We start from the raw sequence: 11,744 nt of genomic DNA on the forward strand, positions 1-11,744 counted from the left end.
CTCACATGTGGTCGACCGACTTCGGCAACGCGTAGAAGGTGGGATGACGATAGACCTTGTCTTCCGCCGGATCGAAGAACATGTCCTTGTCGCCCGGGTCGCTGGCCACGATCTGGTCGGAGCGCACCACCCACACGCTCACGCCCTCCTGGCGCCGCGTATAGACGTCGCGTGCCATCTGCAGCGCCATCTTGGGGTCGGGCGCATGCAGACTGCCGCAATGCTTGTGGTCCAGGCCCGCCTTGCTGCGCACGAACACTTCCCACAGCGGCCATTCGTTTTCAGTGCTCATGCGGCCTCCTTCAGCGGGTTCTGTTTTCGGGCGTATGCCAATGCCGCTTCGCGCACCCAGGCGCCCTCCTCCCAGGCCTTCACGCGGGCGCCGAGGCGCTCCCGGTTGCACGGGCCGTCGCCGCCGATCACGCGCCAGAACTCGCTCCAGTCGATCGGCCCATGGTCGTGCGCCTGGCGTTCCTCGTTCCACTTGAGATCGGGGTCGGGCAGAGTCACGCCGAGCACCTTGGCCTGCTCGACCGCGGCATCGATGAATTTCTGCCGCAGCTCGTCGTTGGAGAAGCGCTTGATGCCCCAGCGCATCGATTGCGCACTGTTGGGCGACTGGTCGTCGGGCGGGCCGAACATCATGATGGAAGGCCACCACCAGCGGTTCACCGCATCCTGCACCATCGCCTTCTGCGCCTCGGTGCCGTGCTGCATCATCGTGAGCAGCGCCTCGTAGCCCTGGCGCTGGTGGAAGCTTTCCTCGCGGCAGATGCGGATCATCGCGCGCGCATAGGGCGCGTAGGAGCAGCGGCAGATCGGCACCTGGTTCATGATCGCCGCGCCGTCGACCAGCCAGCCGATGGTGCCCATGTCGGCCCAGGTGAGCGTGGGATAGTTGAAGATCGAGCTGTACTTGGCGCGGCCCGTGTGCAGCGCATCGAGCATCTGGTCGCGGCTGGTGCCGAGCGTCTCGGCCGCGGCATAGAGGTACAGGCCGTGGCCGCCCTCGTCCTGCACCTTGGCCAGGAGGATGGCCTTGCGCTTGAGCGTGGGCGCGCGGCTGATCCAGTTGCCTTCGGGCAGCATGCCGACGATCTCGGAATGCGCATGCTGGCTGATCTGGCGCACCAGCGTCTTGCGGTAGTGCTCGGGCATCCAGTCCTTCGCTTCGATGAAGCCGCCGGCATCGATGCGTTCGTCGAAGCGCTCTTCGAGGCGCATCTCCTCGGCCGAGCGCACGGGCTTGCGGCCGTCGCTTTGCTCCTTGCTCGCGGTATCCATGGCTTGGGTGTACATGGCTCTTGTCCTTTCAGGTCTTGGGGCGCTCGTCGACCACGCGCCGGGCCTTGCCGGTCAGCGTGCGTTCGATCGAGTCGGGGCGCTTCACGAGTACCATGGTCGAGATGCCGATCATGGTCTTCACGCGCTGCTGCACCCATTGCGCGATCTGCTCGCGTTCGGCGTCGCCGAGGTCGCCGGCGCCGGCCTGCACTTCGCAATGCAGCTCCACGCTGTCGAGGTGGCCTTCGCGGCCGACCTTGATCAGGTACTGGCCCGAGAGCTTCTCGTGCGCGAGCACGATCTCCTCGATCTGCGTCGGGAACACGTTGACGCCGCGGATGATCAGCATGTCGTCGCTGCGTCCGACGATCTTCCCCATGCGGCGGAAGCTGCGCGAGGTGGGCGGCAGCAGGCGGGTGAGGTCGCGCGTGCGGTAGCGGACGATGGGCAGCGCTTCCTTGGTCAGCGAGGTGAAGACGAGCTCGCCCTCTTCGCCGTCCGGCAGCACCGCGCCGGTTTCGGGGTCGATGATCTCGGGATAGAAATGATCTTCCCAGACCACCGGGCCGTCCTTGCTCTCGATGCACTCGCTGGCGACGCCGGGGCCCATCACCTCCGACAGGCCGTAGATGTCCACCGCGTCCATGCCGCCCTTGGCCTCGATCTCGCGGCGCATGGCCTCGGTCCAGGGCTCGGCGCCGAAGATGCCGACCTTGAGCGAGTTCTCGCGCGGATCCAGCCCCTGGCGCTGGAACTCCTCGATGATCACCTGCATGTAGCTCGGCGTGACCATGATGATGTCGGGCCGAAGGTCGCGGATCAGCTGCACCTGCTTCTCGGTCTGGCCGCCCGACATCGGGATCACGGTGCAGCCCGCGCGCTCGGCGCCGTAGTGCGCACCCAGCCCGCCGGTGAAGAGGCCGTAGCCGTAGGCCACGTGCACGATGTCGCCGGGCCGCCCGCCCGCTGCGCGGATCGAGCGCGCCACCAGGTTGGCCCAGTTGTCGATGTCCTTCAGGGTGTAGCCCACCACTGTCGGCTTGCCGGTGGTGCCGGAGGACGCATGGATGCGCGCGACCTGCTCGCGCGGCACGGCGAACAGGCCGAAGGGGTAGTTGTCACGCAGGTCCTTCTTGACGGTGAACGGGAATTTCGCAAGGTCGCTCAGCTGCTTGAGGTCGCCGGGGTGCACGCCTTTTTTGTCGAAGGCCTTGCGGTAATGCGGCACCTTGTCGTAGGCGTGCTGCAGCGTGGCCTGTAGGCGCTGCAGCTGCAGCGCGGCGATCTCGTCGCGGCTGGCCTTCTCGATCTCATCGAGGTCGCCGGGTGCCGGGCGTCGGACGGGCATGGGTGTGTCTCCTTCTTCAAGCCGCAACGACGGGCTTGCCTTTGATCGTGTAGGAGCGTCCGCGGAATACCGCGATCCGCTCGCCGCGCTGGTTCAGCACTTCGGTGTCGTAGACGCCGGTGCGGCCCGTCTTCGAGACTTCGATGCAGCGCGCGACCAGCCGGTCGCCGTGGCGCGCCGGCGCGACGAAGTCGATGCCGAATCCCGAGGCGACGGTCACCTCGTTGTAGGAGTTGCAGGCATAGGCGAAGGCCGAATCGGCCAGGGTCGAGATGAAGCCGCCGTGGCAGATGTCGTGGCCGTTGAGCATGTCTTCGCGCACGGTCATGGCAATGTCGGCGCGGCCTGGCCCGATGGCCTCGACCTCCATGCCGAGGCCGCGCACGGCGCGGTCGTTGGCGAACATGGCATCGCGCACGCGCTCGGCGGTGTGTTGGGGATGGGTCTCGCTCATCGACGGAACTCCTCAGCGGTCTGTGAAGCGCGGCGGGCGCTTGGCGCGGAAGGCTTCGACGCCCTCTCGGTAGTCGTTGGCGCCACCGAGGCGGCCTTGCAGCTCGGCTTCCATCGCGAGCGCGGACTGCAGGTCGAGCTGCTGCGCGTCGGCCAGCGCCTGGCGCGTAGCAACCAGTGCGGCGAGCGGCATGTCGGCCAGGCGCGTGGCCAGGGTCTCGACCGTGAGCGCCAGCTCGGCGTCTTCCACGCACTTCCAGATCAGGCCCATCTGCGCCGCCTCGGCGGCCGGCAGCTTGTCGCCCAGCAAGGCGAGGCCGAGCGCACGCGCCTGGCCCACGAGCCGCGGCAAGAGCCAGGTGCCGCCGGTGTCGGGCACCAGGCCGATCTTGGTGAAGGCCTGGATGAAGCTCGCGGAGCGCCCGGCCACGACGAGATCGCAGGCGAGCGCGAGGTTGGCCCCCGCACCGGCCGCGACGCCGTGGACCTCGGCGATCACCGGCACCGGCATCGAGCGCAGGCGCAGCACCAGCGGCGCGTAGAGAGACTCGATCACGTGGCCGAGGTCCTTGGGCGGGGCGCCCGGCGTGGGATCGGGCGCGACCATCGGGTCGGCCAGGTCCTGGCCGGCGCAGAAGGCGCGCCCCGCGCCGCCGAGCACCACGCAGCGCACCGCGCTGTCGGCCGCGGCCTCATCGAGCGCCGCCATGAGCGCGGCATGCAGTTGCGAGTTGAAGCTGTTGAGCGCTTCCGGCCGGTTGAGCTGGAGCGTGCGCACGGCGTCCGACTGTGTGATGCGTACCAGGGGTTCGTCCATCGTGGTGCTGAGGTTGGGTGGGTTGATCGGACTAAAGCGCGAGTTCAATAATTGACCGACCGTTCGGTTGATTATAGGATTCGCCGTCTTGCCGCCGCAAGTCTTGTCCTTTGGTACTAACCCTGAGGCCGGCGCGCGGCACCTGTTTTTCCACATACCGGAGACTTTCTGATGACCGCCCTGTTCGACCGCCATCGCACGCTGCTTGACGACGCCCTGCGCGCCCTCGCCCACCGCGGCCACTGGTCCCCCTTTCCGGAAGCCCCTTCGCCCAAGGTCTATGGTGAAAGCGCACAAGCCGAGGGCCGGAATGCCGTGCTCGCGCTCTGCGGCAAGGACTATCTGCTGGACCAGCCCGGCGAACGTGCACGCGTTGCCACCGAGCGCTCGCCCTTCGGCGTCGCGCTCGACATCCGCTATCCCGAATGCGAGGGCGAGGCCCTGGTCGCCACCGCGCTGGCGACCGAGCCCGCCTGGCAGGCCATCGGCCCCGAAGGCCGAGTGGGCGTGCTGCTCGAAGCCCTGAAGCGCATCCACTCACGCAGCTTCGAGATCGCGCATGCCGTGATGCTGACCACGGGCCAAGGGCCGATGATGGCCTTCCAGGCCGGCGGCCCGCATGCACAGGACCGCGCGCTCGAGGCCATCGCCACCGCCTGGAAAGCCATGGCCGACGTGCCGGCGGAGGCCACCTGGGAAAAGCCGCAAGGCAAGAATCCGCCCGCGGTGCTGAAGAAACGCTTCGACGTCGTGGGTCGCGGCGTCGCGCTGGTGATCGGCTGCGCCACCTTTCCGACCTGGAACACCTACCCCGGCCTGTTCGCAGCGCTCGCCACCGGCAACCCGGTGATCGTCAAGCCCCATCCCAATGCCGTGCTGCCGGCGGCGATCACGGTCAGCGTGCTGCGCGAGGTGCTGGCCGAAGAAGGGCTCGACCCCAACCTGGTGACGCTCGCGGTGAGCACCCAGCCGCAACTCGCGCAGATGCTGGCCACCCACCCCGCAGTGACCTCCATCGACTACACGGGCGGTAATGTCTTCGGCCGCTGGCTGCAGGCGCATGCAACGCAGGCCCGCCTCTATGCCGAGATGGCCGGCGTGAACCTGGTCGTCATCGAATCGACCGACGCCTATGGCGCCATGCTGCGCAACCTCGCGCTGTCGCTCTCGCTCTACAGCGGCCAGATGTGCACCACCACGCAGAACCTGCTGGTGCCCGCGGAAGGCATCCGCACCGACCAGGGACATAAGAGCTTCGAACAGGTCGGTGCCGATCTCGCACAGGCGATCGAACAGCTGCTGGCCGACCCCAAGGTAGCCCTGACGGTGCTCGGCGCCATCGGCTCGCCGCAAACCCTCGAACGGCTGGACAAGGCCGGGAAGGTCGGCCGCACGGTGCTGGCCTCGCGCAAGCTCGAACATCCCGAATTCCCGCAAGCCGAGGTGCGCACGCCGGCGATTGCCGCGCTGGGCATCGAGGATGCCGATGTCTACGAGCAGGAATACTTCGGCCCGGTGTCCTATCTGGTGGCCGTGCCTTCGCGCGAGGCCGCGCTCGAACTCGCCGAGCGCAGCGTGCGCCGCCACGGCGCCATGACCCTCGGTCTCTACAGCACCGACGACGCGTACGTCGACCTCATGGTGAACGCCGCACGGCGCGCACGGGTGGCGCTTTCGATCAACCTCACCCAGAGCGTGATGGTCAACCAGTCGGCCGGCTTCTCCGACTTTCACGCCACCGGCGGCAATCCGGCAGCCAATGCGGCCTACACCACCCTCGCCTTCGTGGCCGACCGCTTCGTGGTCGTGCAGCACCGCCGCCACGCCTGATCCGGGAGCTGCCATGCCCTGCTACGCACTCGAAGGCGTCGTCCCGGTGGTCGACGCCACTGCCTACGTGCACCCCACGGCCGTGCTGATCGGCGACGTGATCGTCGGCCCCGGCTGCTATGTCGGCCCCTGCGCGAGCCTGCGCGGCGACTTCGGCCGCATCGTGCTGGAGCGCGGCGCCAACGTGCAGGACAACTGCACGATCCACGGCTTCCCCGACCAGGACACGGTGGTCGAGCAAAACGGCCACATCGGCCACGGCGCCGTGCTCCACAGCTGCGTCGTGAGGCACGATGCGCTGGTGGGCATGAACGCGGTGGTGATGGACGAGGCCGAGATCGGCGCCTTCGCATTCGTCGCCGCCTGCGCCCTCGTGCCGGCCGGCATGCGGGTGCCGGCGAAGAGCCTGGCGGCCGGCATTCCCGCCACGGTGCGGCGCGAGCTCGGCGACGACGAGATCGCGTGGAAGCGCGAAGGCACCGAGACCTACCAGGACCTCACGCGGCGCTCCCTGGCCAGCCTGGTGGAAACCGAGCCGCTGCGCGCCATCGAGACAAGCCGGCCGCGGCTGCAATCGCCGGAGGTGCGCTCGCTGATCGCGACCCGGCGCGGCGACTGAGCGCTACAGCGCTTCGGAGATGACGGCCCGCTCGATCAGCCGGTCGTCGCCCAGCACGATCATCGCGAACAGCAGCTCCTCGAGGTTGTTTGCGAGCGAGGTCTTGCGCGCGAGCAAGGGCGTGGCCTTCGGATCGATCACCAGGAAGTCGGCCTCGCAGCCCGGCTGCAGGTTGCCGATGACGCCTTCGAGCCCCAGCGCACGGGCCGCCCCGCCCGTGTGGCGCCACCACAGCTGCGAAGGCGGGATGCTGATGCCCGGCTTGGTCTGGCCCTCGCGGCCCACGTAGTAGGCGGCCATCATGGTCGAGAAGGGGCTGAAGCTGGTGCCGCCGCCGACGTCGCTGGCCAGGCCGTAGGCATGGCCGATGCGGTCCGCGCCCTCGAAGTCGAAGAAGCCGCTGCCGAGGAACAGGTTGCTGGTCGGGCTCACGGCCGAGGCGGTGCCGGTGTCGCGCATCAGGCGCCGGTCGTCGTCGTCGAAGTGGATGCAATGGGCATAGACGGCGCGCTCGCGCATCAGCCCGAAGCCGGCATAGACGTCGAGGTAGGAGCACGCGCCGGGGAACAGCTCGCGCGCCCACTTCACTTCGTCCTTGTTCTCAGCCACGTGCGAATGGATCCAGGTGTCCGGATACTTCGCCGCCAGCTCGCCGGCGCCGCGCAGCTGCGCGTCGGTACTGGTCGGCGCGAAGCGCGGCGTGATCGCATAGCCCAGCCGGTCGACGTTGTGCCACTGGCGGATCAGCGACTCGGTGTCGACCAGGCTCTGTTCGGTCTGGTCGCGCACGCCGTCGGGCGAATGCCGATCCTGCAGCACCTTGCCCGTGATCATGCGCAGCCGGCGGCGCTGCGCCGCCCCGAAGAAAGCCTGCACCGACTGCGGATGCGAAGTCGCGAAGGTCAGCGAAGTGGTGACGCCGTTGCGCAGCAGCTCGTCGAAGAAGACCTCGGCCACCGCCGCCGCATGCGCCGGGTCGGCAAAGCGGCTCTCGGCCGGAAAGGTGTAGTTCTCGAGCCAGGGCAACAGGCCTTCCGAGGGCGCGCCGATGATGTCGGTCTGCGGGAAGTGGATGTGCATGTCGACGAAGCCCGGCGCCAGGATGCGCCCCGGCCAGTGCGTGACGGCCACGCCCGGATGGCGGGCCACCACGGCGGCAAAGGCGCCGGCGTCCAGCACGCGCTGGCGGCCGTCGGCGTCGGGGCCGACCACCAGCAGGCCGTCTTGGTCGAAAACCGGCTGGCCGGCGGCGTCGAATCGCAAAAGGGAGGCACGGTACGCTTGCATGGGCGTGGAGGGTAAGGCAGCGAAGCCGGTACGGAATGTGCGAGCGCATATGGAGGCTATATGACAGCCGCGCTCGGCAGTGGCACATCCTACGGCCGCATTCGCCGCTCGAACATAATCCGCCTTCAACCCAACAGGAACAGCGATGAATCCACGCGACGCCGACCGCCGCGCATGCAGGTATTGCCCCTAACATGAAAGTGCTTCTCATCGGGAACTATGTCCCCGACGGCCAGACCAGCATGCTGGCTTTCAAACGCATTCTGGAACGCGAACTCCCCCACGCCGGCTGCGAGCTGCGCGTGCTCACCCCGCCCCGGCGGGTGCTGCGGGTGCCGACCACGTCGCGCCTCTGGAAGTGGCTGGGCTACGTGGACAAGTTCATCCTCTTCATCCCCTCGCTCGCGCGCCACCTGCGCTGGGCCGACGTGGTGCACGTGACCGACCACTCCAACGGCATGTACATCCCCTGGGTGAAGAAAAAGCCCAACATCATCACCTGCCACGACGTGATCGCGGTGCAGGCCGCCAAGGGCATGGTCGAGGGCTGGAACGTGAGCTGGACCGGCCGGCTGTTCCAGCGGCTGATCGTCAAGGGCCTGGCCGCCGCCGATCTGGTCACCTGCGTATCGGATCTGACCCGGCGCGAGCTGCTGGCGCTGGGCCTCGCGCGGGAGTCCAAGGTCAGCGTGGTGCAGAACGGCTTGAACGACGATTTCCGGCCCGTGCCTCCGGACGAGGCGCAGCCCCTCGTCGAAGGCTTCGGTATCTCCGTGCACGACAAGTACCTGATCCACGTCGGCTGGGATCTGGCGCGCAAGAACCGCCGCACCGTGCTCGAGGCCTTCATCGCGCTGCAGGAGCGCGCGGCCGCGAGCGGCGTCGCGGCGCCGGTCGAGCAGCTCCTTTTCGTCGGGCCCGAGCTGGTGCCGGAGATGGCCGAGCTGGCGCGCAAGCACGGCGTTGCCGACCGCGTCAAGACGGTACAGGGCGTCTCGCACGAACAGCTGCGCGCGCTCTACGCCAACGCCACGGCATTGCTCTTCCCATCGCTGCAGGAAGGCTTCGGCTGGCCGATCATCGAAGCCCAGGCCTGCGGCTGCCCGGTCTTCACCTCCGACCTCGCACCGATGAACGAGATCGGGGGTCCGGGCGCGGTCTACGTAAACCCCCACGATCCCGCCGCCATCGCCGCAGCCATCGAGCAGGCCGCGCCGCGCTTCGACGAAATGCGCCGGCTCGGGCTCGAGAACGCCACGCATTACAGCGCGGCGCAGATGGCATCGAACTACGTGGCGGCCTACCGCCGGGTGATCGAAGAGCGAAAGACGAGCCGGTGAAGAAGCTGCTGGCGCTGGCCGTGGTGTTCCTGCCCTGGGCGCTCAAGCGCCGGGTGCTGCGCCGCTTCTGGGGCTACCAGATCGCCGACGGAGCGCGCATCGGGCTGTCCTACGTCTTCCCGGGGCAGCTGGTCATGGGCGAAGGGGCCTACATCGGCCACTTCAACGTCGCCATCCATCTGGGCCGGCTCGAATGCGGTGCGCATTCGGTCATCGACCGCTCCAACTGGATCACCGGCCATCCGCCGAAGGGCGCGCACTTCACGCACCGCACCGATCGCGACCCGACCCTGGTGCTGGGCGAGCACGCGGCCGTTACAAAGCAGCACATCATCGATTGCACCGACCGCGTCGACATCGGCGCCTTCACCACCATCGCGGGCTACCACTCGCAGCTGATCACGCACGGCATCAACGTGGTGGACAACCGCCAGGACTGCAGGCCGATCCGCATCGGCGCCTACTGCCTGGTCGGCACGCGCGTCACGGTGCTCGGCGGCGCCGCCCTGCCCGACCGCTCGATGCTGGGCGCGGGCTCGGTGCTCAACAAGGCGCACACCGAGGAGTACGCGGTCTATGCGGGCTCGCCGGCGATGCAGGTCAAGACCCTCGATCGCGAGGCGAAGTACTTCCACCGCGAGCGCGGCTTCGTGCACTGAGCCGCTCAGCGCGCGATGCGCCCCTGTACGCCCTCGGCCAGCCAGTTCATCGTGAGGATCTGGTCGTCGCGCAGGCTCGTGCCCTTGGCGATGGCGAGCTTGCCTTCGTTGTCGCGCACATCCTCGACCGCGCGAAAGACCTGCAGCTTGCCGCTGGCGATGTCCTGCTGGCGCGCCAGCACCTCCTCCTGCACGGCCTTCGGCACCTGGGGCCCGAAGTCGCCGACGCGGATCATCCCCTCCTTGACGCCGCCCCAGACGCTGGTGGCCTTCCAGCTGCCGTCGAGCACGGCCTGCGCGCGCTGCGTGTAGTAGCCGCCCCACTGGTGGGTGACGGCGAGGATCTGCGCATCCGGCGCGACCTTGCGCATGTCGGAGTGGTAGGCCACGGCCATCTTGCCGCGCTCCTGTGCCGCGGCCATGACGGCAGTGGAGCCGGTATGGAAGGCGATCACGTCGACGCCCTGGTTGAACAGCGTCATCGCGGCATCGCGCTCCTTCGGCGGGTCGAACCAGGCATCGAGCCAGACGACCTTGACTTGCGCCTGCGGATCGACCGAGCGCATGCCGAGCGTGAAGGCGTTGATGCCCTGCACCACTTCGGGGATGGGGAAGCCGGCCACGTAGCCCGCGATATGGGTCTTCGTCATGCGGCCGGCCGCCACGCCGGCGAGGTAGCGGCCCTGGTAGTAGCGCGCGTTCGCGGTCGCGACGTTGGGCGCGGCCTTGTAGCCGGTGATGGATTCGAACCTCACGTCCGGGAAATCGCGCGCCACCTTCAGCGTGGGCTCCATGTAGCCGAAGCTCGGCGTGAAGATGAGCTTGTTGCCCCGCTGCGCGAGATCGCGGATCACGCGTTCGGCATCGGCGCCCTCGGGCACGTTCTCGACGAAGGTGGTCTTCACCTTGCCGGGCAATGCGGCCTCGACGGCCTTGCGGCCCTCTTCATGCTGCCGCACCCAACCGGCATCGGTGACAGGCGCGACGTACACGAAGCCGATCTTGAGCGGATCGGCGGCGGGCTTCGGTTGGGAGAATGAAGGCGATAGAAAACAGGCGGCTGCGAGCGCCATGGCGCTGCCCGCGAGGTTTTTGTACATGGTGTTCCTCTACATGGCCCCGGAAAAGAAAATGGCGCCGCGGGGGCAGCAGCGCCGCGGCGTATTTTACCGGCACGCACGCTAAGCTCGCCGGATGGCCGTCGCTCCCGAGTCCCCCGCCACCCGCCTCGCCCTGCTGGCCACCCGCCAGATCCTCGACCAGGCGATCGCAGGCCGCTTCGAGGCCGGCGACCGGCTGACCGAACTCGCACTCACCGCCAGGCTCGGCATCTCGCGCACGCCGGTGCGCGCGGCGCTGCGGTTCCTGCACCAGCGCGGCCTCCTGGACCATGCGCCGCATCGCGGCTACACGCTGCAGGCCTCGCAGGCCGAACTGGCGCGCGTGCAGCGTGCGCTGCCGCAGGACGAAGCCAGCACCTTCTATTACCAGCTGCTGCGCGACCGCACCGCTGGACGCATCGGCGCGCAGGTGACCGAGCGCGAACTCGAACAGGCCTATGGCCAGCGTGCCACGCTGGTGCGCGAGGTGCTGGTGCGGATGCTGCAGCACGGCATCGTGCGCGGCCGGCGCGGCCAGCGCTGGGAATTTGCCGAGGCGCTGGACGCCGACAGCGAACGCGAGAGCTACCGCTTTCGCATGGTGCTGGAATGCGCCGCGCTGGCCGAGCCCGGCTTCCGCATGGATCCTGAACGGCTGGCCGCCTGCAGGCAGCGCCAGCAGTCGCTGATCAACCACGCCACCCGGCGCTCGTGGCTCGACTTCTTCGAAGCCAATGCCGAATTCCACGAGCTGCTGGCCGGCGCCTCGGGCAACCGCTTCATGCTGAAAGCGGTGCAGGAACAGAACCGGCTGCGCCGCATCAGTGACCTGTCGGACTACCCGCTGGTCAACGTGGAGCGGCTGCGCGAGTCCTGCCAGGAGCATCTCGCGATGCTCGACGCGATCGAGCGCGGCAGGCCGAAGGAAGCCGCGCTGCTGATGCGCGCGCACCTGCAGGGCGCGAGCGACATCCTCGAGAAGCGCGTGGCCGGCAAGCTGGGCTGAT

12 protein-coding genes are annotated in these 11,744 nt (G+C 68.2%); 5 read left to right on the top strand and 7 right to left on the bottom strand.

What is annotated here, in order from left to right:
* Position 1: 1 nt before the first annotated feature.
* Genes paaB through AC3A6B_RS01440 form a run of 5 tightly spaced genes read right to left on the bottom strand, consistent with a single transcriptional unit; the run spans position 2 to position 3,902 of the window.
* The gene (gene paaB / locus AC3A6B_RS01420; protein WP_487834957.1) at positions 2-292 is read right to left on the bottom strand and encodes a 1,2-phenylacetyl-CoA epoxidase subunit PaaB; all 291 of its coding nucleotides are present in this window, start codon (positions 290-292) and stop codon (positions 2-4) included.
* Positions 289-1,299 (bottom strand): 1,2-phenylacetyl-CoA epoxidase subunit PaaA, encoded by a 1,011-nt coding sequence (paaA, locus tag AC3A6B_RS01425; RefSeq protein ID WP_487834958.1) that lies wholly within the window; start codon positions 1,297-1,299, stop codon positions 289-291. The genes paaB and paaA overlap by 4 nt, the downstream gene beginning before the upstream one ends.
* A gap of 13 nt (positions 1,300-1,312) precedes the next feature.
* Positions 1,313-2,632 carry a phenylacetate--CoA ligase PaaK gene (paaK, locus tag AC3A6B_RS01430; RefSeq protein ID WP_487834959.1) on the bottom strand — a complete coding sequence of 440 codons (1,320 nt, stop codon included), beginning with the start codon at positions 2,630-2,632 and terminating at the stop codon, positions 1,313-1,315.
* A gap of 16 nt (positions 2,633-2,648) precedes the next feature.
* The gene (gene paaI / locus AC3A6B_RS01435; RefSeq protein ID WP_487834960.1) at positions 2,649-3,086 is read right to left on the bottom strand and encodes a hydroxyphenylacetyl-CoA thioesterase PaaI; all 438 of its coding nucleotides are present in this window, start codon (positions 3,084-3,086) and stop codon (positions 2,649-2,651) included.
* A gap of 12 nt (positions 3,087-3,098) precedes the next feature.
* Entirely contained in the window at positions 3,099-3,902 is an 804-nt protein-coding gene (locus AC3A6B_RS01440; RefSeq protein ID WP_487834961.1) for an enoyl-CoA hydratase-related protein, read from the bottom strand.
* Between the two features lie 171 nt (positions 3,903-4,073).
* On the opposite strand from AC3A6B_RS01440, the gene paaN reads away from it, so the two are divergent.
* Positions 4,074-5,732: a phenylacetic acid degradation protein PaaN gene (paaN, locus tag AC3A6B_RS01445; RefSeq protein ID WP_487834962.1), complete on the top strand. Its 1,659-nt coding sequence runs from the start codon at positions 4,074-4,076 to the stop codon at positions 5,730-5,732.
* Positions 5,733-5,745: 13 nt separating this feature from the next.
* Entirely contained in the window at positions 5,746-6,351 is a 606-nt protein-coding gene (locus AC3A6B_RS01450; RefSeq protein ID WP_487834963.1) for a phenylacetic acid degradation protein PaaY, read from the top strand.
* Between the two features lie 3 nt (positions 6,352-6,354).
* Here the strand turns inward: AC3A6B_RS01450 and guaD are convergent, their stop codons facing one another.
* A complete protein-coding gene (gene guaD, locus AC3A6B_RS01455; protein WP_487834964.1) occupies positions 6,355-7,638 on the bottom strand; it encodes a guanine deaminase in 1,284 nt (427 codons plus the stop codon).
* A gap of 194 nt (positions 7,639-7,832) precedes the next feature.
* Between guaD and AC3A6B_RS01460 the strand changes: the two genes are divergently transcribed.
* Together AC3A6B_RS01460 and AC3A6B_RS01465 are read left to right on the top strand one after the other, a co-directional pair.
* Positions 7,833-8,978, top strand: a complete 1,146-nt coding sequence (locus AC3A6B_RS01460; RefSeq protein ID WP_487834965.1) for a glycosyltransferase family 4 protein — start codon at positions 7,833-7,835, stop codon at positions 8,976-8,978.
* On the top strand, positions 8,975-9,637 hold the full coding sequence (locus AC3A6B_RS01465) for an acyltransferase (protein WP_487834966.1): 663 nt from the start codon (positions 8,975-8,977) through the stop codon (positions 9,635-9,637). Before AC3A6B_RS01460 ends, AC3A6B_RS01465 begins: the two co-directional genes overlap by 4 nt.
* 5 nt (positions 9,638-9,642) lie before the next feature.
* On the opposite strand, the gene AC3A6B_RS01470 is transcribed toward AC3A6B_RS01465, so the two are convergent.
* Complete coding sequence (locus AC3A6B_RS01470) at positions 9,643-10,737, bottom strand: BMP family ABC transporter substrate-binding protein (RefSeq protein WP_487834967.1); 1,095 nt, start codon at positions 10,735-10,737, stop codon at positions 9,643-9,645.
* A 94-nt stretch (positions 10,738-10,831) separates the two neighbouring features.
* On the opposite strand from AC3A6B_RS01470, the gene AC3A6B_RS01475 reads away from it, so the two are divergent.
* The gene (locus AC3A6B_RS01475; RefSeq protein WP_487834968.1) at positions 10,832-11,743 is read left to right on the top strand and encodes a GntR family transcriptional regulator; all 912 of its coding nucleotides are present in this window, start codon (positions 10,832-10,834) and stop codon (positions 11,741-11,743) included.
* Position 11,744 lies beyond the last annotated feature (1 nt).

It is taken from the genome of Variovorax sp. Soil_C_33 (assembly GCF_057656935.1).